We start from the raw sequence: 24,663 nt of genomic DNA on the forward strand, positions 1-24,663 counted from the left end.
AGGGTGTTCATGGACAATGCGTCCTTTCACCGGTCGCGGGGGATGGAGGGGAGGAAGGGGGCGTGGAGGGAGCGGGGGCTTACGGTGGGATACCTGCCCCGGTACAGTCCCCATTTGAACCCCATGGAGGGTGTGTGGCGGCGGGTGAAGGGGTTTTTGATGCCTCGGCGGCACTACGGGGGGGTTGAGGAGCTTAGGGAGGCGGTGGTTCAGGCCCTCAAGGCCCTGGGGGGTGTGGAGTTGAAAATCTTGGGGGAGGGTACTTAGCAGCTTGGCTCTACCACTTTCACACCCTTTTCACACGGATCCCGTACCTTTATGTACAGGAGGTGAAGATATGCCAGTAAAATCCAACCTTTTCCGAATCCTAGGAATAGGGCTTTTAGCCTTGGCCATAGGCCTTGCCCAATCCTTGGGCCTGGACCTAAGATATTATCTGGTCAAATCCTTGGAGGGCAAGGAGGTTTACGAGGAAAACCCTTTGCAGGTTAAACCAGGGGATGTTTTGGAATGGCGCCTGGCGGCGGAAAACCCCCAGGGTCCTTTGCGCCAGGTAATCCTTATAATCCCCATCCCCAAGGAAACCTACTATCTGGAGGGAACCGCCAAGCCCTTATCCCTTAACGGTGCCACCATCCGCCCGGAGTTCAGCTTTGACGGGGGGAAGACCTACGGCCTGCCTCCCCTGAAAAAGCGGGTCCGGGTGGTGGAAAGCGGAAAGGAGGTGGAAAAGGAGGTGGAGGTAAAGCCAGAGGAATACACCCATGCCCGGTGGGTAGTCCCTGAGTTCCCTAAAGGAGCCAAGTTGCAGGTATCCTTGCGCACGGCAGTTAGGTAGAAAGGAGGTAATGTGAAAGGGAAAGGAATAACCACATGGTTTTTAACCCTGGTCTTGGTCCTAGCCCTGGGACTGGCCCTGGCCGCAGGTACCCCAGCGGGCACAGCCATCCAAAACCAAGCCAGTGCCAGCTACATAGACTCGGCGGGCCAACCCAGGACCACCACATCCAACCTGGTGACCACCATCGTCCAGCAGGTCTATAGCTTCACCATCACCCCAGACGGCACGGAAGCCAACCCAGGCCAGATCCGAAACGGGCTTTCTGGCGGGCAGGTGCTTTTCCAGTACACCATCACCAACACCGGTAACGGTACCGACACCATCAACCTAAGCACCGTTCAGGGGACCAGCGATAACTTTGATCTCACCAACATCCTCATCTATCGGGACACCAACTGCAACGGCAACGTGGACGCCGGCGAGCCTCAGGTAACCAGCGTCACCCTGGCCGCTGACGCCTCGGCCTGCGTGATCGTGGCCGCCACGGTGCCCAGCACCGCCCAGAACGGCCACTACGGCAACCTGAACCTGGCGGGCACTTCCCAGGGCAATAACACTGTCACCGACAACAACAACTGGGCCCGGGCGGTGGCCACCACCCAGGCGGCCCTGACCGCCTTCAAGGCGGCAAACCCCTTCGGAAACATCCAGCCCGGCAACACCATCACCTACACCATCTCCGGCAGCAACACGGGCGGTAGCGCCGCTTACGGCATCCAGGTCACCGTGGACGGCACCCCCAAGACGGGCATCCTGATTGAGGACACCATTCCCTCGGGCCTCACCGTGACCCAGATGCCCACGGGCTCCGCGGGGGCCGGAAGCATCCGCTACATTTACTACAACGGCACCAGCTGGGTGACCCTCACCTCCAGCATGCTTCCCATCACCGGTGACGGCACCAAGAAGATCGGCATGCTGATTGAGGGTACGGGTGCCTTCTTCCCTCAGGGAGCCGGGTACACCTTCTCCTTCCAGGCCCAGGTGCCCAGCAACGCTCCTGCCAGAACCTCCTACACCAACACCGCCACGGTGAAGTTTGACGCCAATAACGATAACGATGCCAACGACCCCGGCGAAACCGTAAGCACCAACTCCACCACCAACACCGTGGCCGCCCAATACAGCGTCAAGGTGGGTCCCTACCAGTTCCCCCTGGGTTCCGCCACAGGCTCCTACCTTGCCGGAGGCTACACGGTCAGCCGCAGTGGGGACCAGCAGACCATTGCTTCCGCCTATAGCGGCACCACCGTCATCTTCCGGCACACCTTGCGGAACACCGGCAACACCACCGATAGCTTCTCCCTCTCCTTCTCCGGACAGCCTTCGGGCTGGACCTGCCAGCTGGTGGCCGATGACCTCACCACACCTATTTCCGGGCCTGTGGGACCTCTCGCCAGCGGCAGCGACTTCAACTTCGCCCTCAGGTGCTCCATCCCCGCCAACTACACCAGCAGCACCGCGGTTAACATCACCGTGACCGCCATCAGCCAGGGCGATCCATCCCAATCCGACACCACCACAGACACCGTGAGCCAGGTGACCTTGGGGTATGCGGTAGACCTGGCAGGGCAAGGGACTTCTAACGATAGCGATCCTTCCAACGACAACCCCACTGGCCAGACCGCCAACCCCGGCCAGACCGTCTACTTCCCCCTGGAGCTCACCAACACCGGCCAGAACACCGACACCTACAACCTGAGCGGCACGGTGCCCACGGGCTGGAGTGTGGTCTTCTACCCCGACACCAACTGCGATGGCACCCCTGATGGTGCCCCCGTCACCAACGTGGGCCCGGTCAACCCCGGCCAGAGGGTGTGCTTCGTGGCGGCGGTGAGCGTGCCACAAGGTACGGCTCCGGGTAGCAACAACGTGACCTTCACCGCCACCAGCACCACCAACTCCAGCGTCCAAGACACGGTTTCCACCACTGCCACGGTCAACGTGGTGGCCCAGGTTCGCCTTGACCCCGACCGGAACGGCACCGTGACCAGCCCCGGCACCATCCAGTACACCCACACCCTCCTCAACAACTCCAACGCTCCGGCCACGTGCTCCATCTCCGGCAACGGAGGCTCTTTCGGCTGGACCTACCAGTACTCCACGGATGGAACCACCTGGTCCAACAACCTGCCCAACCCGCCCGGCATCTCTGTTCCTGCTAACGGCGGAACCGTCACCATCTACGTGCGGGTGACCGTGCCGGCGGGTCAGCCCATCGGCCGGGTGGACGTGAACACCGTCACCGCCACCTGCCAGGTGGGTAGCACCACTGCCACGGACACCGCCACGGAGACCACCACCATCGTGGGCGGGGAGCTCCGCCTGGAGAAGCAGGTGGATAAGGCCACCGCTTACCCGGGCGAGACGCTCACCTACACCGTCATCGCCACCAACATCGGCACCGGCAACCTGACCCAGGTCATCGTCACAGACCCCTTGCCCGCCTACACCAACTTCGTGAGCGTCTCCGCCACCATTAGCGGCTTCCCCACGGGCGCCCAGGTGCTCTACTCCACGAACGGCACCACCTGGAGCACCACGGCTCCCACCTCCCTGCCCGCAGGCGGAAGCATCTACGTGGCGGTGGACACGAACTCGGACAACACCATCACCAGCGCCGACATCATGCCACCCGCTGCCATCATCACCATCACCTTCCGGGTGCAGGTGCAGTAAACCCTCTTCCCCCGCCCCGGGGCTTCCCGGGGCGGGGCCCCCTAAGGGGGGAAGCCAAAAACAGAAGAAGCGCTTTCAAACGAGGCTTTTAGAAGGATTTTCACACCGGGGCCTGAGGATAAGGGAGGTGAAGGCAGGGATGAGGGAAAAGGTAAAAAGGCTAATCACGATAACCCCGATCCTCGGGGTTATCGTTGGTTTTTTCACTTTTGCCTTCGCCATGACCCCGGCGGGCACGGTAATCCGCAACCAGGCCACGGCCCTGGTGGGCAACGAACGTTACCTCTCCAACGTGGTGGAAACCGTGGTCCGGCCCCTTTGCCTTCCCTCCCTCACCCCCAACGGCACCCCCACTACCCCAGGCCAGGAAGCCGGTATAAGCCCTGGCGGCTACGCCTATCTGCCCTACGTCTTGACCAACGCCGGGAACGACGCCTTCACCTTCTCCCTTTCCCTTGTCCCGGGCCCCCGCGATTGGGACCCGGCGGAGATGGCCATTTTCCCCGACCAAAACGCCGATGGGCTTCCCGATAACTCCACTCCTCTCACCCAAGCCACCCTGGCCATGGGCGAGATCCTCCGCCTGGTGGTGGGTATAAGGGCACCCGCCTCCGCCACGGGAAGCCTGCTTCTTACCCCGGTGGCCCGCTGCCCAAACGGCCAGGAAGATGCCGAGAACTACGCCCGGATTACCGTCACCACGGGACCAGCCCTTTCCGTGGAAAAGCAGATGCCCCCAAGCGCCCTTCCGGGAGAGGAGATCCCGGTCCTGCTCCGGGTGCGTAACCTGGGAACCGCCCCGGCCCACACGGTAACCTTACTGGACCAGCCCCTTCCCCTTCCCTTTGTTCTCGGCAGCGCCCAGGCTCCTAAGGGCCGGCTGGAGTATTACGACGGCACCACCTGGCAACAAACTGAGCCCCAGGTGGTGAAGGGAGTCCGCCTGGTGCTGGACCGGCTCTTGGTGGGAGAGGAAGCCACCCTCACCTTCCGCCTGAAGGTACCCCCGGGCACTCCACCGGGCCAGGTGGAAAACCTGGCCCGGGCGGAAGGCCCAGGAGGTCCGGCGGAGGGAAGGGCTGCCCTAGAGATCCTCCCCATCTACCAGCACCACCTGGGTCCCCTGGGTAACCCCAGGGCCCTTCCCAGTGGAGAGGGCTCCACGAACGACCGGCAAGAAGCCCAGGGTCTGGCAGGCCAACCCCTTTGCTTTGCCCATACCCTGGAAAATGCGGGCACGGTGCAGGATGCCTACGACCTCCACGTGGAGGGCCTCCCTGAAGGCCTGGGCTACTGGTTTACGGGAATGGACCGTAGCCCCCTGACCCCACCCCTGGTCCTGGGACCTGGGGAGCAGATGGACTTCAGGGTTTGCTACCTTCCCCAGGAAGCGGGTACCTTCCAAGCCCGGGTGGTAGCCCTCTCCCAGGCTACCGGAGCCAGGAACACCACGGTGGACCTCTTGAATCTCCTCCCGGCCAACGCCCTGGGTCTTGTGAAGGAAGCGGATCCCGCTCCAGGCACCACCTTGAAACCTGGGGATGTGATCACCTACACCCTGCGCATTCAAAACGCCTTCGCTTCCCTTTCCCAGGTGGCGGTGGAGGATGCTTTAAGCCCCCATGTGGAGTTCGTTTCCGCCTCTCATGGAGGAGTGTACGAGGCCCAAGCCCACAAGGTGGTATGGACCTTTGCTTCCCTTCCTCAGGGAGAAACCCTCCTTATCCTTAAGGTACGGGTGCGGGCCAACACTCCCGACGATAGCCTGGTGGCAAACACCTTCCTGCTTAGGTCCCAGGAAACCCCCAATCCCCTCACCTCCAACCCGGTAACCCATCCGGTCTTTAGTGTGAACCTTCTCCTTCGCAAGGAAGTGAGTCCGAAGGAAGCCGTGGTGGGCGATCTTCTCACCTACTACCTTACCCCGCTATGTACACGTCAAAACCTCCATAGGGCATAACCCCAAGGGACTTCCGCGCCTTCCTCCCCCTGCACACAAAACAACCCTCACCCTGGAAAATCCCTCGTCCGCAAGCCTTACCATACGCATCACCGACACGCCACCCCCGGGAACCCGCTACGAGCCCGGCACCGCCCTCTTCTTCCCCGAATGCCAGGGAGGTGGGGAAGCCCTAGAGCCCCGGCGGGAGAACAGAAGCCTTGTGTGGGAAAACCTCTCCTTATCCGGCAAGGGCAAGCTCTGCCTGACCTATAAGCTCCGCCTTCTTCCTGGAGCACCCAAGGAACTGGTCAACACCGCCCAGGCCCTGGGGGTGAGCGGAAACGGGGCGGCCACCGCCAGCGGCAAGGCCCAGGCCCTGGCTCTCCTAAAGCCCGGGCCCTTCGCCCTGGGAGGGATGCTCCTGGGCCGGGTCTTCCTGGATATGGATGGGGACGGCACCTTTGGACCCCAGGACCTTCCGCTTCCAGGGGCAAGAATCCTCCTTTCCAACGGGGTGCAGGCCCTCACGGATAGCGCTGGCCGGTACGCTTTCCGGGACCTCGAGGGCCTCCATCAAGTGATGCTGGATCCTGCCTCGGCTCCCTTCCCCCCCCTTCCCATGCCGGAAAACCTCGGGGAGGGGTACCGCAAGCGCGCCGTGGTCCAGGGCCTCACCGTGGTGGACTTCCCCTTAAGGCCTCCCAGGGGCTCAGTCCAGGTTTTCCGGAACACCACCTTGCGCCTGGGCCCCTTCTCGGTGGAGAAGAGAATCGTGCAGGTGGGGGACCGGCTTTTTGTGGAACTCCGCCTCAAAAGCCCCGAGCCCCTCCCCGAACTCACCCTCACCGATCCTTTGCCCGATGGAGGGGCCAAAACCTTTTCGTTTGCCGAGTTTAAAGGGGAAGAGGTCCTGGTATACGAGCTGGAAAAGGCCGTGCTGACCGACCCTGAGGTGCGGTGGAGGTACCCATGACGAGGCAAGGAGGCACCTGGAAACTGCTCCTGGGCATGGTCCTTTGGGCCGTGGCCCTTTTCCCCTGGGCTACGGCCCAAAGCAATCTTCCCCAAGTGGAGCTTAAGGCCACCTTGGTGGGCACGGGGCTGGAATGGGAGCTGGACCGCCTCGAGGTCTGGCTGGTTCCCATGGCCGAGGAAGGGCGGATCGCCCTTTTCTCCCCGGGGTTTGACCCCGAGGACTACCGAAGCGCCCTTAAGGGCAAGGAGGAACTTGGGGATGAACGCTACGACCGGGGCCAGGGGGAGGTCAAGGCCACCTACGAGCTCTACCGGGAAGGCACCCTGCTCAGGCGGGTGGAGTTTGGAGTGGAACCCCACCGGGAGGTGGAGCTTTTCCTGGGGAAACTGGTCCCGGGCCAGGTCTACCGCCTGGTGGCCCGGTTTGAGGGCCTGGGCAAGAACGCTTTCGTGCTGCGGGCCGAGGGCTTCAAGGTCTATTTGGATCCCCAGGCCTACGTGGTGGACATGGCCCCCCATGAAGCAGGCCTCACCCTCCGCCAGCTTCCCGGCCAGCAGGGAACCTTTGTGGAGCTTCTCGCCCTAAGGGTGCCAGAGGACGCCCTTCCCCTCAGCGTGCGCTTCTACGATGAGGATGGCCCCGAAGAGCTCCGCTCCCAGGTGGCTCTGCCCAACGGCACCCTCGAGGAGCGCCCCGTGTCCGGTGACCGGGAATGGAGTTCCTACACCCTCAGGCTCCCCGGCCTCACCCGCTTCCTCTTCACCCAGCCCCCCACCGCCCGGCAGTACTCCAACACCCTGGCCTTCCAGGTGCCCGGATGTTTGCAAGCCGAGGCCGCCTTACCCGGGGGGGAAAGAGGTTTGCGTAGGCAAGAGGGAGGCTTCTCCCTGGTACCCCCAGGCCCCAGGAAGGTAAAGGTGGTGGATCCCGAGGGGAATCCCCTGGACCTGACGCCCACCCTTACCCCGGAAGGTTTGGCTACCCTGGCCCTACCCCAGGGCTACCGTCTACTGGAAGTGCGCACCCAAGGGGCGGTGAAAACCCTGGAGGGAGGTCGGGTCCTTTTCGGCTGCCCTGGAGGGGAGGCCACCTATGTGGTGGAAATACCCCCGGCCCAGCTCAGGGTGCGGGTCCTCCTCGCCCTGCCCACGGGGGAACGGCCCGGGGAAGGTCTTCTGGAGGTAAGGGGAGAGGCGAAACGGGTGGAAGGGGAGGCTCTTTTCACCCTGGCACCCGGGACGTATCCCCTCGCCCTTCGGGTGGAAGGCGCCAAGGTGGAAGGACCCAGCCAGGTCACCCTTGCCCCGGGAGAGAAACGGGAGGTGGTCTTTCGCCTCTTCCCCCAGGTGAACCTCACCCTCACCCCCGAGACCCAGCGCCAGAGGGAAGGAGAGGTAGCCCAGGTGGTCCTGGAAGCCACCACCTCCTACCCTGGCCTCCTCCCCGGGGAACTCTCCCTGGAACTTCCCGAGGACCTGGAGGCCCTGACCCCCACCCGCATCACTGGCCCCCTAAGCAAGAACCGTCCCTTGCGGCTTACGGTGGACCTCAAGGGTCCCAAGGGCACCTACGTGGTTAAGGGAAGACTCCAGCCCCATGGCCTCGAGGCTTCCGGGCAGGTGGAGTTCTTCCGGCAGGCCACCTTCACCCTGCACAAGGAGGCCCTCACCCCCAAGGTGGCCCAGGGGGAGGAAGCCCGCTTCCGCCTCACGGTGGTGAACCGAGGGGACGAGGCCGGCTGGGTAATCCTGAGGGATCCTGGCGGGGCGGGCCTCGAGGGGCCGAAGCTGGAGGAGCGCATCTACCTGGAGGCCCAAACAGGCAAAAGCTACGAGGTAGCCTTCCGGGCCACGGGGGAGGGCCTTTTGCTGAACCGGGCCGAACTCCTCTCCCAGCAAGGGGAGGTGCTGGCCCGGGCCGAGGCGTCTGTGGAGGTTCTCCTGCCCAAGCCCGCCCTGGCCCGGGAGCTCCCTTTCCAGCGCTATCTGCCGGGGGAGGAGGTACGGCACCGCCTGGTGGTGCGCAACCTGGGCGAGGCTCCCATGCGCTACATCCTGGAGGACACCTGCCCGGACTTCCTGGAACCCCGGGAGGCCCGGTTTGAAGGAACCCTGCCCCCAGGTGGGGAGAGGGTGCACACCTACACGGCCACGGTGCGCTTCGGGCCGGAAGCCCAGGGCACCTGCCGGACCACCCTGCACACCTCACGGGGCAACCCCACGGCGGAGGCTTCCGTGGCCCGTGTCCTCCTCTCCTTGAAGAAGGAAGCCCTTCCCGCCCGGGTGCTGGAGGGGAACAAAGCTGCCTTTCTCCTCACCGTGACCAACCTCGCCGACCACGCTGTGCGCATCCGCCTCCTGGACACCCCCCCCAAGGGCCTGTCCATGGAGGCCCTGGATAGGGAGCTTGCCCTCGAGGCCGGGGAAACCCGCATCCTTGAGCTTCCCGTGGAAGCGGTGCCCGCCGGGGTCTGGGTCAACCGGGCAAGCGCCTTCCTGGGGGACTCCCCGGTGGCCTTCCCCGCCGAGGCCACCCTGGCCGGGCTACCCCTATTGATCCCCGAGCGCATCTCCGAGGTGCGCCTGCCCTACCAGGTGCAGGCCGCCCAGGGGGAGGAACTCCTCCTGGCCTTCCCTCTTCCCCCGGGAGCCCAGTACATCCCGGGTAGCGCCCGGCACCAGGAGCTTCCCCTGGAAGACCCCCTGGTCTACGAGCAAGAGGGGGCCCAGACCCTATACTGGAGGCTTCCCTTTGCCCAAAAGGGCGAGGTGCGCTTCCTGCTGCAGCACGAAAGGGCCCTGCCCCCCATGGGCAAGCCAGGCCTTACCCTCCTCTCCGGGGGCAGGGAGGTGGCCCTGGAGGGTAGGGCAACCCTGGAGGAGTACCGCAAGGCCAAACCCCTGGCCACCTCCCGGTCCGGGGTGATCCGCCAGCCCCAAGACGGCCAGGTTTTCCGGGACCGGGATGCCATCACCGTGGTCCTGGAAGCCCCCTTGGGCCCCCTCACCCTCAAGGTGAACGGGCAGGTGGTGGGCCAGGATCGCCTGGGCAAGGCGGAGCTGGACGAGGGCCGGGGCTGGCAGCGCCTGGAGTACTACGGGGTGCCCCTGGCCGTGGGGAAGAACCTCCTGGAGGTGGAGGGCGTGGCCCAGGACCGGGTGGAGGTCTTTCGCACGGGAAACCCCGTCAGGCTCAGGCTCTCCCTCCTGGAAGGAAAAGCGGATGGCCGCACCCCCATCCGGGTGAGGGTGGAGGCCCTAGACGAAAACGGGCTTCCCTCCGGGTTCGGCCCCGTCACGGTGGAAACCGATCTGGAGCCCTTGAACCCGGATGCCTTCCTGGAGATCTCCGGCTACCAGATCCTCCTCAAGGATGGCCGGGCGGAGCTTCTCCTTAAGCCCCTATCCGCCCCCCGGGAGTTCACGGTGCGGGCCGAGTTCAACCGCATAGAAGCCAAGGAGCGCTTCTTCCCCGGGGAAAGGAGGGAAGGGCTTTGGCTTGCCCAGGGAAGCGTGGGGGTAGCCTTAAAGGAGATATCCCAGGGGCTTAGCCTGGAAAACCTCCGCCTTTTTGGCCTGGCCCGAGCCTATGCCGAGGGCCCGGTGCTGGGAGGCCAGGGCCAGCTGGCCCTGGACACCGCAGGCGGGCTTGCCGGGAAACTGACCCCGGAGCGCTTCCCCGTCACCGGGGCAGCCACCGAGGCCAAGCGTCCCCTCACCTCCGACGACCCCATCGCCTTCCGCTACGACCAGGCGGAGTTCTCCATCGCTTACGAACGGGCTCCCCTGGGAGCAGCCCTGCCCGAGGCCACCGCCCTCCGCTTCGCCACCCGGGGAGCCACGCGCCTGGAAGGCTTCCTGGGCCTCCTGCCCCGGGCACGGGTACAGGAACGGATAACCCCCGACGGCACCTCGTACTACCGTCTCTCCCAGCCTCCCAAGCCCGGCTCCGTAAGCCTCATCCTGGTGGAAGGGGCCCGGGAAACCCGCCTGGTGGAGGGCAAGGACTACGTGGTGGACGATCTGGGGAACATCCAGCTTTCCCGGCCCCTCTTCCCCACCACCCCGAGCCTGGCTCCCGTGTACCTCCTGGCGGAATACGCCCCGGTGAGCACCCCCCGGGATCTCCTGGCCTACGGCCTGGGTGCTACCTATGAGGAAGGAGGCTTCCGCTTCGGGGTTTCCGCCGCCTACCTGGGCTCCTGGCGGTATGGCCTGGAAGCGGGCTACGCCCAGGGGTCGGACCGCCTGGGTCTCAGCGCCGGCTACGCCGAGGGCCGCTTCCGCCTGGCCTTTGGGGCCGATGCCCGCCTGGGGGCCTTCCGCCTCCAGGGGGACCTGCGCACGGAGGATATCGCCCAGGGCCTCGCCGCCCTCCAGGGCCAGGCCCGGCTCGCCTACGAGGAAGGCTCCCTGGGCGTGGCCCTGGAGCACACCACCCCCGCCCAGTCCGCCCTCCTCCTGGAGTACCGGCCCAAGCCCTTCACCGTGGGAGCCGGCCTCGGCTACATGTGGAATGAGGCGGCCTGGGCCTTCCTGGGGCGGGCGGGGTACGAGGAAGCTGGGGCCAAGGTCCTCCTCACCCACAGCCAGGCCTTCGGGCTCAGCAAGGCCATAAGCCGGCTGGAGGCCACCTTGCCCCTGGACCCCAACCTGTCCCTGGAGGCAGGGTTGGCCTACCCGTGGGGCGAGGGGCTTTCCGGCACCCTGGGCCTGCGGCAAAGGCTCGCTGGGGCCAACCTCTCCCTTTCCTACCAGCTTCCCACCGCCAGCGGAGAGGGGAACCGGGCTCGCTTCGGTGTGGAAGCACCCTTGCCCCTCACGGACACCCTAAGCCTCAACCTCACCGCCGGACTGGAGCGGAACTTGAACACGGGCACCGGCACCGCTGCCTTTGGCCTCGCCGCCCGGTACAAAACCGAAACCCTCTCCGCCACCTTAGGGGGTGAGGTTTCCCTGGGCCAGGAAACCAAACTGGTGCTCAAAGGCGGTGCGGCGGGAAGCCTGGACGAGGAAAACACCCTGTCCGTGGACGGTCTTTACCAGGTCCTGCCCAAGCCCGAGGGCCGCTTCACCGTGGCCTACGCCCTCTTCGCCTCTCAAATGAACCTCCTCACCTACCACCGCATCCTTCTGGGAAACGAGCCTCTCCTGGAAGGCGAACTCATCTCCGCTTACCACCAGCCTGGATTCCAAATCAGGCCTGGCCTTGCCTACCGCATCAAGCCCCAGGACCCCCTGGCCAACACCTACCAGTTCGGATTAGGAGCCAACCTCTACCTCACGGAACGCTTCGGCCTGGGTGGGGCTGGCTACTACGTGTTCCAGCCCGGCACGGGCCAGGGCCGCTTCGTTTACAGCGTGGAGGGAAGCCTCAGGGTACTGGAGGGCCTTTGGTTCAACCTGGGCTATAGCTTTGGGGAAACCCTCCTGCAACCCGAAGGCCTCTACCTGCGCCTGGATTTCTTTGGGGGTAGCCGATGAGGTACGTGCGTCTTGGTTTGGTTCTCTCTATCCTTTCCTTTTTAGGTCTAGCCCAAGCCCAAGTGGTGCGTTCCTTCCAGGAGGCCTTCCGGGTGGAAACCACCGGGGATATTCTCATCGTGGGCAACACCCTGATGACGTGTAGGTCCGATGGCCAGACCGTCACTCCTTCACGTCCCCCCACCTGCAATACCAATGATCAAAACCTAAATAACGGCCAACAAATGGCGTTTGTGGATTTTGACAACGACTCCTCCACCTCCAACTCCTCCAGTAGCTTCCTGAGCCTTCCCTCGGGAGCCCAGGTTCTGTGGGCTGGCCTCTATTGGGGCGCACGGGCCGATCCCAACAACGCTAATCGCTCCCAAATCCGGATAAGGCCCCCTGGTTCTCCAACCTACCAGCCTGTGACGGCGGATTGGATTGCGACCATAACCGACCGAGGTGACACCACTAGTCGCCCCTATGCGGCCTTTAAGGACGTCACCTCCCTGGTGCAAAGCGCTGGATCTGGGGAATACTGGGTCGCCAACATCACTGGCCTCACGGGCAGTGACAGCTTGGGTTACTACGCTGGCTGGAGTCTGGTGGTGGCCTACCAGCATCCGGCTGAGCCCTTCCGCCGCCTCCAGGTTTTCCACGGACTAGCCAGCGTCAACAGTACCAATAACGTAACCATCACGGTTTCCGGGCTGCTCACGCCACTGGTAGGCACCGTGGAAGCCCGGGTAGGTGCAGTGGCTTGGGAAGGGGACGGCGGTATAAGCGGCGACCACCTCCAAATCAGGCCTACCGGCAGCTTAGCTTGGGCTGACCTGTCAGATGCTGTGAACCCAAGTAGCAATTTCTTTAACTCCACGATAAGTCGCTTAGGACAGCACTACCTAAACCGAAACCCCGCTTATCGCAACACCTTTGCTTTGGACGCAGATGTGGTCCAATACAATAACCTACCCAACGGAACCACCGCGGTAGACCTGCAATTCACCTCGACTCAGGACACTTATTTTCCCCAAGCCTTGACTTTCGCCATTAACCTCTATCTTCCTGACCTTGTGAGCACCTTCCAAAAAACCTTCACTGACCTCAGCGGCGGCCAGGTAGTGGTGGGAGATGTACTGGAGTATCAGCTGAGCTTTAGCAACACAGGCACAGATGGAGCCTCCAATGTGGTGCTCACCGATCTTATCCCTCCGGGTACCCAGTACGTGCCGGGTAGTCTCCAGGCGGTTCAAAACGCCGCCAGCGCTCCCACCGGCACGTTCACTGATGCGAGTGGCGACGACATCGCCGAGTACAGCCCATCATGTCCAGAACATGGGGGTTCCCCTTGTGTACGGTTCCGGCTTGGTTCCGGAGCCAATGCCTCTCAGGGTGGTGTAATCCTCCCTGGGGAAGGAGCCAGGGTGCGCTTCCGGGTACAGGTGTTGCCGCAGGCCGCCGGCCAGACCATAACCAACACGGCTCAGATTTCCTACAACTCCTTGACCCTGGGCACGAGTTTCAGCAAAACCGCTTCCGTCAGTGCCTCTGTGAGTATCCCCTACCCTCCCACCCTCAACAAGGTCTTTTCCCCAGCTTCTATCCCTCCAGGCAGCACCAGCCTTCTTACCATCACCCTTGGCAACCCCAACCCCACCCCTGCCACCCTTACATCTAACCTGGTGGACACTCTACCCAGCGGCCTGGTGGTGGCCAATCCCTCAGGTGCCAGCACCACATGCTCTGGCGGCACCCTAACCGCCAATCCTGGAGAAAGCACTATTACCCTGCCTTCAGGAACACAGATCCCTGCCAACGGAAGCTGTACCCTGACCGTGAACGTCACCGCCAGTGCCCCAGGATCCTATACCAATATCCTGCTAGCCGGGGCCCTACAAACGGATCTTGGAGCTAACCAGGAAGCCACCAGCGCCACGTTGGTAGTAGAAGGCTACACTATCTCCGGCTCCGTCTACCACGACCAAGAGCCCAACGGCTTGAAAGGCCCAAATGAGGATTGGTCCACGGGAACCACGGTCTACGTGAACCTGGTCCAGGGCAACACCGTGGTGGCCTCGGCAACCGTGAACCCCGGAACCGGCACCTTCTCCTTCCCGGGTGTGCCCCCAGGAACCTACACCCTCCTGGTAACCACCTCCAACAGCAACACCACCCCCCAGGCCCCCTCAGGCTGGCTCTTCGTCAACCCAGGCGATGGCAAACGCGACATCTCCGTAAGCAACCACCTCCAAGGCCTAGACTTCGGCCTCTTCCATGGCGGGGTGGTGGTGGGCCAGATCTTCCTGGATGACGGCCTAGGTGGAGGCACCGCCAACAACGCCCTACGGGATGGCGGCGAACGGGGTGTGGGCGGGGTCACGGTCACCGCCACCGACGGCAGCAACACCCGCACCGCCTCAACCGACGGCAATGGCTACTATCGCCTCTACCTTCCCCATGGCTGGGGCAGTGTCACCCTCTCCCACCCCTTGCGCCCCGCCACCGGCTATAACGACGGGGTAACCCCCACCCAGGTGGCAAGCTGGCTGGATGCCACGGGCCCAAGCTCCTCGGGGGCTAGGGTTTCCTTGGGCCCCGCCTCCGCCCTGGCAGGCAACACCTGGGTGCGGAACTTCGGCGTGGTCCGGGATAGCCGCCTCTACCCCGATGGCTCCGGCCAAACCTCTTCCCCCGGGGTCTACACCTTCAGCCACGGGTACCGCCCGGGCACCCTGGGAAGCGTGACCCTAAGCCTCCTCTCCCCGCCCAACCCCCGCTACACCTACCAGGTCCGGGTGGATCTGGACTGCAACGGCTCCTTCGGTCCAGGGGAAGACTGGGCCTCCTTCCCCTACACCTTTACCGTGGGCACCGCCTGGCCCCGGGAAGCCGATGGCGGCCTCAGGGCCTGTGCCCTCGAGGTCCGAGCCCTGGTGCCCGCCGGGGAACCCGCAGGAGCCATGGACATCGCCCTGGTGGAAGCCAGGCTCACCTGGGCAGCAAACCCCAGCGTCCAGGAACCCGACACCCTCACGGATACCCTTCACGTGGTGGGAGGTGAGGTCCGCCTGGAAAAACGGGTGCGCAATATTTCCCAAAACACCCCCTTCGCCACCACCGCCCAGGGCAAACCCAACGAGGTCCTGGAGTACTGCATCGCCTACCGCAACCTGGGAACCCAGCCCGTCAGCAACTTCGTCCTCAGCGACCCCATCCCCTTCTTCACCGAAGCCCTCACCACCGTGGCCGACTACGGCAACAAGGCCATCCAGTGGACCCACGGAAGCGCCACCCAGCACCTCACCGCACAAACCGGGGATGACGCCGGGGAAATCGCAAGCGGCCTTGTAAGGGTTCTGGTGGGCACCGTGGGGCCAGGGGAGATGGGAGAGGTGTGCTACCGGGTGAGGATCCGCTAGGCGAGAACGCGCCTATTCCTTGGAGCCGGGCGCAACACCAGGATAAGCCCTGGGCAGAAGCCTCCTCTCCCACGCCGCTTTCAAAAGCTCCTCCCGGAAGTCGGGGTGGGCCACCTCAATGAGGGCCAGGGCCCTCTCCCTTAGGGAGCGGCCGAAGAGTTCGGCGATGCCCCACTCGGTGACCACGTAGTGCACATCGGCCCGGGTGGTGACCACCCCGGCCCCTGGCTTCAGGTAGGGAACGATACGGCTTTGCCCCTTGGCGGTGGAGGGCAGGGCGATGATGGGCTTGCCCCCCTCGCTCCTCGCCGCCCCACGGATGAAGTCCAGCTGACCGCCGAAGCCCGAGTAGATGCGGGTGCCGATGGAGTCCGCCACCACCTGGCCGGTAAGGTCCACCTCGATGGCGGAGTTGATGGCCACCATCTTGCGGTTCTGGGCCACCACAAAGGGATCGTTCACGTAGTCCGCGGGGTGGAGTTCAAAGAGGGGGTTGTCGTGGACGAAGCGGTAGAGCCGTTCCGAGCCCAGGACAAAGGTGCCGACCACCTTGCCAGGGTGAAGGGTCTTCCTGGCCCCTGTGATGAGGCCCTTTTCAAAGGCCTCCAGAACCCCGTCGGAGATCATCTCCGTGTGGATGCCTAAGTCCCGCCTGCCCTCGAGGCTGGCCAGCACGGCATCGGGAATGGCCCCGATGCCCATCTGCAAGGTGGCCCCATCCTCAATGAGGCTCGCCACGTGCTCCCCGATCCTCCGCTCCACCTCGCCAAAGCCCTCCCGCTTCAGCTCGGGCAGGGGCCAGTCCAGCTCCACGATGGCCGTGAAGCGGGAGACGTGGACGAAGGTATCCCCCAGGGTTCTCGGCATCCTGGGGTTCACCATGGCGATCACAATGGGAGCCGCCTCGAGGGCCGCCTTGGTGGCGATCACCTCCACCCCCAGGGAGCAGAAGCCGTGCTCGTCGGGTGGGGAAACCTGGACGATGGCGGCATCCAGGGGAAGGATGCTCCTTTTGAAAAGCCACGGCACCTGGTGGAGCATGATGGGCACGTAGTCGGCCCGGCCCTGGTTCACCGCCTCCCGGTCGGCGGGCCCCACGAAGAGGGAGCGGCGCCGGAAGTGGCCCTCCATCTCCGGGGAGGCAAAGGGATCCTCCCCCAACTGGAGGAGGTGCACGAGCTCCACGTTCACAAGCTCGTCCTTGCGATCAGCCAGGGCCTTCAGGATGGGGGTAGGGGTGGCGGCGTTTCCGGAAACGAAGACCCGCATCCCGGATCGGATGAGGGTGACGGCATCCTCGGGGGAAGTCAGCTTCTTGCGGTAGCTCATTCCAGGTGGCCTCCTTTCTGGCCCAGGAGGAGGTAAGCCCCTTGCCGGAGCTCGGGAACCCCCAAGGGATCCTCCTCCACCTCCAGGAGAAAGGGCAAAAGGGTGGCGGTGAGGGCGTGGCTGCTGGTACGGGGCACCAGGGCGGGAACGTTGGGGAGGCAGAAATGGGTAATGCCCATCTCCTGGTACACCCCCACCCGGCTGGTTTCCGCAATCCCCCCCTGGTCGATGGCGAAATCCAGGAGCACGGCCCCCGGGCGCATGCGAGAGAGCAGGGCCCGGCTTAGGAGGAAGGGGGCCCTCTCCCCAGGCACCGCCACCGCCCCCACCAGGACGTCGGCAAAGGCGGCGTACCGCTCCAGCCGGCTTTGGGTGATGAGGGCGGCAACCGCCCCCTTGGCCTCCTTGGAGGCTTCCTCCAGGGCGGAAAGCTCCTTGTCCAGGAGGTAGACCGAGGCCCCCATTCCCAAAAAGGAGCGGGCCGCCGCCCTTCCCAAAACCCCCGCCCCCAGGATGACCACATCCGCAGGGGGAATCCCCGGCAGCCCGGAAAGAAGCACCCCGGGACCAAAGGGAGCCTCCAGAAGCCTCCCGGCGATCTGGGGGGCCAGGCGGCCTGCGATCTCGCTCATGGCCTTGAGCACGGGGCGCCTCCCCCCGGCTCCGATGAGTTCGTAGCCGATGGCGGTCAAACCCTTTTCCGCCATGGCCTCCACCAGGGAGGATTCCGCCACCGCCAGGTGCATGAAGGCCATGATGGTGGCTCCGGGCCGGAGCAAGGCGATCTCCTCGAGGGTGGGCCTTCCCACCTTCAAGACCACCTCCCCACGGCCAAAGGCTTCCTCCCGGCTCACCAGCCGGGCCCCGGCCTCCTCGTAGGCCCCATCGGGGAAGCCCGCCCGCTCCCCCGCCCCCCGCTCCACATAGACCCGGTGGCCCCTCTCCACCAGCTCCCGCACCCCTTGGGGGGTAAGGGCCACCCGCCCCTCCCGCACCTCCCCGAAGGGGGGTTGGGTCTTGACCACGGCTTGCTCCTTGGGTAGGCCAAACTCCATACCCGCCTCCTCGCCTCGAGCTTAAGGCCCTGCCTCAGGGCGGATGTCCTTTTCCTTCTCATGAAATCCCACCCTAGGCTTTTTTCGTGGATACCTTCGCCGACTGGCTCTTCGTGGTCCTTTGGGGGGCGGGGGTGCTCCTCACCCTGGTGCCCTTCGTCCCCGCCACCCTCCTGATCCTGGCGGCCGCCCTCCTCCACGAGGCCCTGGTGGGCTTCCGGGAGCTTTCCCTGGGCCTGTGGCTGGCCCTGGGCGTCCTGGCCCTTCTGGCCATGAGCCTGGACAACCTCGCCACCCTCCTGGGAGCCAGAAGGTACGGGGCCGGGCGGGCAGGGCTTTGGGGGGCCTTTCTGGGGGGAATCCTAGGCCTTTTTCTGGGTGTCCTGGGGGTGCTGATTCTTCCCTTCCTCCTGGCCTGGCTCTTTGAGTACCTTTCGGGAAGAAGGCCGGAGGAAGCCCTTAAGGCCGCCTGGGGAACCCTGGTGGGCCTCATGGGGGGCGTGGTGGCCAAGGCGATCGTCCACGTGGCCATGGGGATCCTGGTGATCCGGGCCATCTTCTGATGGCACCCCAACCTGGCCAAACCAGGTTAGGGGCCCCCGGCGGTACTACCCCAGTGCAAGGTATGCTTTTCCCCATGGACCTGGTCTTCGTCACCCGCGAGGGGTGCGGCCTTTGCGAAAAGGCGGAAAGGGCCCTTTGGACCTTGGGGATCCCCTACGTGCGCCGGGATGTGGGCCAAGACCCCGGGCTTTTCCGCCTCTACACCTTCCGGGTACCCGTGCTCCTCCTGGGGGAAGAGGTGCTTTTGGAAGGAGCCTTTGGCGAGAAAGACCTGCTGGCCCTGGTGGAGCGCTGGCAGGAGTCCAAGGGAGGTAAGGCATGAACCCCACCATGATCCAGATCGGCCCCTTGCGCATCCAGTGGTACGGCTTCCTCCTGACCCTGGCCATCTTCATCGGCTTTGAGCTGGCCAAGCGCCGGCTTAGAGCCTGGGGGCTGGATGCGGAGAAGTTTGAGGTGGTGGCCTTCTGGGCAGTCATCTTCGGGGTGGTGGGGGCCAGGCTGGGCTACGTGCTCACCTCCCCCAGCTACTTCCTGCAAAACCCCGTGGAGGTCCTGTACATCTGGCAGGGGGGCCTCTCCTTCCACGGGGCCATTCTGGGCGGGGCTTTGGTCTTCTTCTACTTCCATAAGCGAAAGGGCTACCCCCTCTGGCCCTACCTGGACGCCGCCACCCCGGGGGTGGCCTTGGGCATCATCGCCGGCAGGATCGGGAACCTGATGAATGGCTCGGATACCGTGGGGCGCCTCACCTCCTTGCCCATCGGCTTCACCTGGCCGGAGTGGGCCAAGGGCTTCCCGGGAATCTGCCCTGGCATAGAGGACATCTCCCAGGTGTACCGGTGCGCGGAGCTCCTCCGGGGCCCCGTGCACCTCACCCAGATCTATGGGGCCCTGGTGGGCCTCATCCTTCTGCCCCTTTCCTACTACTGGCTTCGCAAAAAGCCCTTCTATGGATACGCCTTCTGGAACTTTATCCTGTGGTACAGCGTGCTCCGCTCGGTCCTCGAGGAGCCCTTCCGGCTGAATCCCCTGTGGCTTCCCGTGTACCGCAATGACGAGCTGGGCATCGGCCTCTTCACCGCCACCCAGGTGGTGAGCCTGCCCCTCATCCTCCTTTCCTGGTACATGCTCCGCCGGCTGGGGAAGGGCCCCGGTTAAGATAACCCCATGGAGCTTCCGCCCCGCAAGGACTCCCTCAAGTGGAGCACCTATCCGGAAGGTGTCCTGCCCCTGTGGGTGGCGGACATGGACTTCCCCGTGGCCGAACCCATCCGCCGGGCCATAGAGGAAAGGGCCAAGGGGTTCTTGGGCTACCCACCCCGGGAAGGGGACCTGGAGCTCAAGGCCCTCATCCTGGAACAAACGGGCTTGGAAGGCGAACTGGCCTTCATGCCCGGGGTGGTGGTGGGGCTCTACGGGGCGGTGGCCGCCTTCACCGCACCCGGGCAGGGGGTCTTGACCCAGGTGCCCATCTACCCGCCCTTCCTCGCCGCCATCCGGGAACAGAAGCGCACCATCTTGGCGAATCCCTTGCGGGAAACGGAGGAAGGGTACCGGCTGGACCTCGAGGGCCTGGAGCGCCTGGCCTACGCCAGCAGGCTCCTCCTCTTCTGCCACCCGCAAAACCCCACGGGAAGGGTCTACAGCGAGGAGGAGCTTTCCGCCCTGGCCACCATCGCCCGCAAGCACGACCTCATCGTGGTTTCCGATGAGCTCCACGCCCCTTTGACCTACGAGAAGCCCCACGTGCCCCTGGCCCGCTTCCTCCCCGAGCGCACCCTCACCCTGCTGGGTCCGGGAAAAGCCTACAACCTGGCTGGGCTGCCCATAGGGGCGGTGGTGGGGCCTAGGCCCCTGGTGGAGGCCTTAAGGCGCCACCTTCCCCACACCTTTCCCAACGTGCTCGCCATGGCCGCCTGGAAGGCCGCCCTGCTGGAGGCTGGGCCCTGGCTTCGGGAAACCCTAGCCCGGCTTAGGGCCAACCGCGACCGGGTGGCGGCCTGGGCCAAGGAGGTGGGCCTCGGGCACTTCCCCCCGGAGGGCACCTACCTGGCCTGGTTCAAAACCCCCATTCCCCAGGCGGCCTCCTTCTTCCTCAAGGAGGCCCGGGTGGCCCTGAACCCCGGGGAAAACTTCGGGGAAGGATACGACCGCTACGTGCGCCTCAACTTCGCCACCTACCCCGAGGTGCTGGAGGAAGCCCTGAAGCGCCTTGCCGAGGCTCTAAAGAAAGTGTAAACCCCCCGGGGACGTTCCCCGGGGGGAAGGAGCTTCCGGGCTTACTGGACCACCTCGATGGGGATCCGCTTGGCCCGAGCCTCGGCCACCTTGGGCAGGGTGAGGCGCAGGATCCCGTGGCGGAACTCCGCCTTGGCCTGGGAGGCATCCACCTCCACGGGGAGGGTGAAGGTGCGCACGAAGGAGCCGTGAGGGATCTCCTGCAGGTAGTAGCGGCGCACCTTAACCTCCTCGGCGGGCTTCACCTGGCCCCGTACGGTGAGCTTGCCCCCCTCGAGGCTCACCTCCAGGTCCTCGGGAGCCAGGCCCGGCACCGCCATCTCCAGGACCAAGGCCTCGTCGGTCTCGTAGAGGTCGGCCGGAGCCACGTAGGTGGCCACGGGCCGGGCAAAGTCGCCCAGGACCTCCTCAAAGAGCCGGTTGGCCTCTTCCAGGAGGGAGAAAGGACCCCAGGTACGGAAGGGAGTGATCTCCGCAGGACGCACATTCCTACGAACCAGGGCCATACCTATCACCTCCCTTTTCACTTATATCACCTGCGCGCCTTCTTGTCAAGTACCTTTAGGCTTATGCACCTACCCTTGCGCCCCCTATAATCAAGGGCATGGAGATCCCTCCTGAGGCTGTCTTGGTGGACACCCGGCCCAGGGCCGCCTACGAGGCAGGCCACCTGCCAGGCGCCCGCCACCTGGATCTTTCCGTCCCCAGGCTCCGCCTGCGGGAAGAGGCGGAGCTTAAGGCCCTCGAGGCCGGCCTCACCGACCTCTTCCAGGAACTTGGCTTACGAAGCCCGGTGGTCCTCTACGACGAGGGGCTCACCAGCCGCCTTTGCCGCACCGCCTTCTTCCTGGGACTTGGGGGGCTAGAGGTGGAACTTTGGACGGAGGGCTGGGAACCCTACGCCACCGAACGGGAGGAGCCCAAGCCCGAGCGCACGGAAACCCGGGCCCAGCTCCGGCGGGACTGGCTCCTTACCGCCGACGAGGCGGCCAGGCACCCTCTTCTTTTGGATGTGCGAAGCCCCGAGGAATACCAGGGCAAGGTCCACCCCCCCTGCTGCCCCAAGGGGGGACGGATCCCGGGGAGCCGGAATGCCCCCCTGGAGCTTTTCCTGGAGCCGGACAAGGTGCTAAAGCAACTCGGCCTGGAGCCGGGACAGGAGGTGGGGGTCTACTGCCACTCCGGGGCCCGGAGCGCCGTGGCCTTCTTCGTGCTGAGAAGCCTCGGGGTGAGGGCCAGAAACTACCTGGGCTCCATGCACGAGTGGCTGCAGGAAGGGCTTCCCACCGAGCCATGAAGGTGTACGGCCTGAGCGTGGGCCCCCTCCAGGAAAACACCTACCTGGTGGAGGGGAAGGAAGGAGCGGTGCTCATAGACCCCGGGGACGAGGCGGAAAGGATCCTGGCCCTTTTGGAGTCCACGGGATTAACCCCCAAGGCCATCCTCCTCACCCACGCCCACTTCGACCACGTGGGAGCGGTGGCCCCCTTGGTGGAGGCCCTCTCCCTGCCGGTCTTCCTCCACCCCCTGGACCTTCCCCTTTACCGGCATGCGGCGGAAGTGGCCCGCATGTGGGGCCTCGCCATCCCCGACCCTCCCCTCCCGGTAGAGCCTCTGGAAGAGGGGCAGGTCCTTTACGGCTTCACCGTCTGGCACCTTCCCGGCCATAGTCCCGGCCATGTGGCCTTCATCCATCCCGGCGAGGCCGGGGAACCCCCCCGGGTTCTTTCCGGGGATCTCCTCTTCCAAGGGAGCATCGGCCGCTACGACCTGCCAGGGGCAAGCCGGGAGGACCTTTTCCGCTCCTTAAAGCGCCTCCTCACCCTGCCCCCACAAACGGAGGTCTACCCGGGGCACGGACCCCCCACCACCCTGGCCCTCGAGGCCAAGACCAACCCCTTCCTCCTCGGGTTAGAATGGGAAACGTGAACGGGGCGGATGCTCCCCACAGGGGACAGCTTGAGGCGCTCAAGGCTCTTTATGACCTGCAGGAAAAGGACCTGGAGATAGACCGATTGCAAAAGGAGGCGGAAACCCTTCCCGAGGACCTGGTTTCCGTGAAGGCCCAGGTGGAGGCCCTGGAAGACCGGCTTGCCGAGCTCCTGGAGCGCCAGGCAGAGCTCCGCAAGGAGTACAACCGCCACAGCCTGGACATCGAGGACCTCACCGCCAAGGAAAAGCAGGCGGAGGCCGAGCAGCGCCAGGCCCAAAGCGCCCGCGAGCAGACCCAGTACGAAAACCGCATCCAGCAGATCAAGGACCGCATCAAGGAGCTCCTGGAGCTTTCCACCCCCATCATGGAGGCCATGGAGAACCTGGAAAACGAGATCCAGGAGGTGGAAGCCCAGCTGGCGGCCTTAAGGCCCCACCTGGAAGAACTCTTGGAGGCCAACCGGGTGCGGGTGGAGGCCCTAAAGGCCGAGATTGCCGTCAGGCTGGAGGAACGCTCCCTGATGGCCCAGGCCATCCCTGCCCCTGTCCTGAAGGAGTACGAGGCCATCCGCCGGGCCCGGAAGGGCACCGGCATCGCCCGCATGCACCGCCAGGGCCAGGTCTTCCGTTGCGAGGGGTGCAACGTGGTCCTGCCCACCCACGTGGCCCAGAAAGTGGTGCAGGGGCAGCTGGTGCGCTGCCCCTCCTGTGGCCGCCTCCTCTGGAAGGGGGAGTAGTCCCTAAACCAGGCGGGCCTGAAGGGCGATCTCCTTCACCCCCGCCAAGGCCCGGGACACGGGGCAGCCTTCCTTGGCGGCCTCGGCGATCTCCAGGAACTTCTCCGGGGAGATCCCCGGCACCTCCGCCTCGGTCAGAAGCTCAATCCGGGTGAGGGTGGGCTTGCCCTCCACCATCTCCAGGTGCACCCGGGCCTCGGTGGAGACCCGCTTCGGGGGAAAGCCTTCCCGCTCCAGGCTGGCCGCCAGGGCCATGGAGAAGCACCCCGCGTGGGCCGCGGCGATGAGCTCCTCGGGGTTCGTCCCCTCCCCCTCCTCAAAGCGGGAGGGGTAGGAGTAAGGCCCCTGGAAGGCCTGGCTTTCTAGCTCCATGACCCCTTTCCCCTCCCTAAAGCCGCCCTCCCATACCGCCTTCGCCTTCCGGACCGGCATAGCACCTCCCTTCCTCAAAAGGCTACCCCATGCCCGGAAGCGCTTTGGGCATGGGGACACAAACCCTTGGGCCCCTTAGCCCCCGCCCCCCACGGCGCTGGCGATGTGGCCGTAGTAGGCCATAAAGCCGGTGAGGAAGGCCCCCAGGGCCATCAGGGCCAGGACCAAAGCCCCGAGGTAGGCCCAGGTGCGCCGGGCCTCGGGGCGGCTATAGGCGTAGAAGAGGATCCCGAGGCTGGCGAGGCCCGCCGCCCCCCACATGAGGGCGGTGAGGGGCGGGTTCCGGGTGAGGCCGAAGTCCAACACCGCCCGCGCTCCCTGGAGGAGGTAAAGCCCGAGGAAAAACGAAGGCCAGGCCAGGGCTTTAAGCTCCAGGCCCTGGTAGAGGTAAAAGCCGGCGAGGACCATCATGAAGGCGAAAAGCCCCGTGGCCACCCCGAAAAGCTCCGTGTACTGGGGCACCGGACGGCCCGCCCAGTTGGTCCAGTAGAGCTGGGCCACCGCCCCAAGGGCAAAGACCCCAAGGGTGAAGAAGAGGGGACCGTAAAGCCGGCCCAGGGCCTTCTCGTCCCCACCCCGGGCCACGGCGAGCAAGTAGGCCACCCCCGAGACCCCGGCCGCCGTGACCAGGCCTAAAACGAAGACCAGCGGGTTGTAGCTTCCCATATCCCTTCACCTCCCAAGCTCAGGATAGCCCTCACCCTCTAGGACAAATGCCCCCCCTTAGAGAAAAGAGGGGGTGTGGGGGAGCTATAATCCCCCAGTTTCCAAGATAGCCCTCAAGATACGCTAACGCGTGACACAGGCTGACCAAACCGGGGATACATGGGTCAGCGGTCACGCGGTCACGCGCAGCGTACCTTGCAGCGTACCTTGCAGCTACATGCGACCGAAGGGAGCTTAGCTCCCCCACGTCCACCACAGGTGGACACGGATTGGGTACAATGTTCTTGGGGACAAAGTTCCCCGTGGACCTTGAAACTTGGAGTAGGGGGTTCCATCGGGTAGTCCGATGGGTAAAACTCCAAACGAACACCCGTGGCAGAGCCAG

General features: G+C 64.6%; 19 protein-coding genes and 1 pseudogene. 15 read left to right on the forward strand and 5 right to left on the reverse strand.

The window, feature by feature from the left end; genetic code table 11:
• The 8 genes and pseudogenes from F604_RS12075 to F604_RS13265 form a co-directional block, all read left to right on the forward strand.
• Nucleotides 1–267, forward strand: a 267-nt coding sequence (locus F604_RS12075) for a transposase (RefSeq protein ID WP_019551364.1), incomplete at its 5' end; no start/stop codon positions are given.
• Between the two features lie 70 nt (nucleotides 268–337).
• Entirely contained in the window at nucleotides 338–838 is a 501-nt protein-coding gene (locus F604_RS0108980) for a hypothetical protein (RefSeq protein WP_019551365.1), read from the forward strand.
• Nucleotides 839–850: 12 nt separating this feature from the next.
• Nucleotides 851–3,520, forward strand: coding sequence for an NEW3 domain-containing protein (locus F604_RS0108985; protein ID WP_019551366.1), 2,670 nt, complete (start codon nucleotides 851–853; stop codon nucleotides 3,518–3,520).
• Nucleotides 3,521–3,740: 220 nt separating this feature from the next.
• Complete coding sequence (locus F604_RS12080; protein ID WP_169336157.1) at nucleotides 3,741–5,480, forward strand: DUF7927 domain-containing protein; 1,740 nt, start codon at nucleotides 3,741–3,743, stop codon at nucleotides 5,478–5,480.
• Nucleotides 5,481–5,682: 202 nt separating this feature from the next.
• A complete protein-coding gene (locus F604_RS12915; RefSeq protein ID WP_155984173.1) occupies nucleotides 5,683–6,435 on the forward strand; it encodes a hypothetical protein in 753 nt (250 codons plus the stop codon).
• A complete protein-coding gene (locus F604_RS0108995) occupies nucleotides 6,432–11,921 on the forward strand; it encodes a hypothetical protein (protein ID WP_019551367.1) in 5,490 nt (1,829 codons plus the stop codon). Before F604_RS12915 ends, F604_RS0108995 begins: the two co-directional genes overlap by 4 nt.
• Nucleotides 11,922–12,145: 224 nt before the next feature.
• A pseudogene (locus F604_RS13260) lies at nucleotides 12,146–13,837 on the forward strand (DUF7933 domain-containing protein); the annotation flags it as partial.
• Between the two features lie 63 nt (nucleotides 13,838–13,900).
• On the forward strand, nucleotides 13,901–15,322 hold the full coding sequence (locus F604_RS13265) for a hypothetical protein (RefSeq protein WP_248644161.1): 1,422 nt from the start codon (nucleotides 13,901–13,903) through the stop codon (nucleotides 15,320–15,322).
• Between the two features lie 12 nt (nucleotides 15,323–15,334).
• On the opposite strand, the gene F604_RS0109005 is transcribed toward F604_RS13265, so the two are convergent.
• Together F604_RS0109005 and F604_RS0109010 are read right to left on the reverse strand one after the other, a co-directional pair.
• Nucleotides 15,335–16,651, reverse strand: a complete 1,317-nt coding sequence (locus tag F604_RS0109005) for an acetyl-CoA hydrolase/transferase family protein (RefSeq protein ID WP_019551370.1) — start codon at nucleotides 16,649–16,651, stop codon at nucleotides 15,335–15,337.
• Nucleotides 16,648–17,706: an alanine dehydrogenase gene (locus F604_RS0109010; RefSeq protein WP_015718167.1), complete on the reverse strand. Its 1,059-nt coding sequence runs from the start codon at nucleotides 17,704–17,706 to the stop codon at nucleotides 16,648–16,650. The genes F604_RS0109005 and F604_RS0109010 overlap by 4 nt, the downstream gene beginning before the upstream one ends.
• 86 nt (nucleotides 17,707–17,792) lie before the next feature.
• Here F604_RS0109010 and F604_RS0109015 point away from each other — a divergent pair, with 86 nt between their 5' ends.
• The 4 genes from F604_RS0109015 to F604_RS0109030 all read left to right on the forward strand — a co-directional run bounded on the left by F604_RS0109015 (nucleotide 17,793) and on the right by F604_RS0109030 (nucleotide 20,511).
• A complete protein-coding gene (locus tag F604_RS0109015; RefSeq protein ID WP_019551371.1) occupies nucleotides 17,793–18,269 on the forward strand; it encodes a DUF456 domain-containing protein in 477 nt (158 codons plus the stop codon).
• Between the two features lie 62 nt (nucleotides 18,270–18,331).
• Nucleotides 18,332–18,592: a glutaredoxin family protein gene (locus tag F604_RS0109020; RefSeq protein ID WP_019551372.1), complete on the forward strand. Its 261-nt coding sequence runs from the start codon at nucleotides 18,332–18,334 to the stop codon at nucleotides 18,590–18,592.
• Nucleotides 18,593–18,600: 8 nt separating this feature from the next.
• Nucleotides 18,601–19,431, forward strand: coding sequence for a prolipoprotein diacylglyceryl transferase (gene lgt, locus F604_RS0109025; RefSeq protein WP_126164419.1), 831 nt, complete (start codon nucleotides 18,601–18,603; stop codon nucleotides 19,429–19,431).
• A gap of 9 nt (nucleotides 19,432–19,440) precedes the next feature.
• Nucleotides 19,441–20,511, forward strand: a complete 1,071-nt coding sequence (locus F604_RS0109030) for a cystathionine beta-lyase (RefSeq protein ID WP_019551374.1) — start codon at nucleotides 19,441–19,443, stop codon at nucleotides 20,509–20,511.
• 41 nt (nucleotides 20,512–20,552) lie between these two features.
• Here F604_RS0109030 and F604_RS0109035 read toward each other — a convergent pair whose 3' ends face one another.
• The gene (locus tag F604_RS0109035) at nucleotides 20,553–21,017 is read right to left on the reverse strand and encodes an Hsp20/alpha crystallin family protein (RefSeq protein ID WP_026329098.1); all 465 of its coding nucleotides are present in this window, start codon (nucleotides 21,015–21,017) and stop codon (nucleotides 20,553–20,555) included.
• 98 nt (nucleotides 21,018–21,115) lie between these two features.
• Between F604_RS0109035 and F604_RS0109040 the strand changes: the two genes are divergently transcribed.
• From F604_RS0109040 to F604_RS0109050, 3 genes are read left to right on the forward strand one after another with little or no spacing between them, the layout of a single operon-like run.
• Entirely contained in the window at nucleotides 21,116–21,808 is a 693-nt protein-coding gene (locus F604_RS0109040; protein WP_019551376.1) for a sulfurtransferase, read from the forward strand.
• Nucleotides 21,805–22,440: an MBL fold metallo-hydrolase gene (locus F604_RS0109045; protein WP_019551377.1), complete on the forward strand. Its 636-nt coding sequence runs from the start codon at nucleotides 21,805–21,807 to the stop codon at nucleotides 22,438–22,440. The genes F604_RS0109040 and F604_RS0109045 overlap by 4 nt, the downstream gene beginning before the upstream one ends.
• Nucleotides 22,428–23,180 carry a zinc ribbon domain-containing protein gene (locus tag F604_RS0109050; RefSeq protein ID WP_019551378.1) on the forward strand — a complete coding sequence of 251 codons (753 nt, stop codon included), beginning with the start codon at nucleotides 22,428–22,430 and terminating at the stop codon, nucleotides 23,178–23,180. The genes F604_RS0109045 and F604_RS0109050 overlap by 13 nt, the downstream gene beginning before the upstream one ends.
• A gap of 3 nt (nucleotides 23,181–23,183) precedes the next feature.
• On the opposite strand, the gene F604_RS0109055 is transcribed toward F604_RS0109050, so the two are convergent.
• Entirely contained in the window at nucleotides 23,184–23,612 is a 429-nt protein-coding gene (locus tag F604_RS0109055) for an OsmC family protein (protein WP_019551379.1), read from the reverse strand.
• A 75-nt stretch (nucleotides 23,613–23,687) separates the two neighbouring features.
• Nucleotides 23,688–24,278, reverse strand: a complete 591-nt coding sequence (locus F604_RS0109060) for a DUF981 domain-containing protein (protein WP_019551380.1) — start codon at nucleotides 24,276–24,278, stop codon at nucleotides 23,688–23,690.
• Nucleotides 24,279–24,663 lie beyond the last annotated feature (385 nt).

This window comes from Thermus scotoductus DSM 8553, assembly GCF_000381045.1.
GTDB classification, from domain to species: domain Bacteria; phylum Deinococcota; class Deinococci; order Deinococcales; family Thermaceae; genus Thermus; species Thermus scotoductus.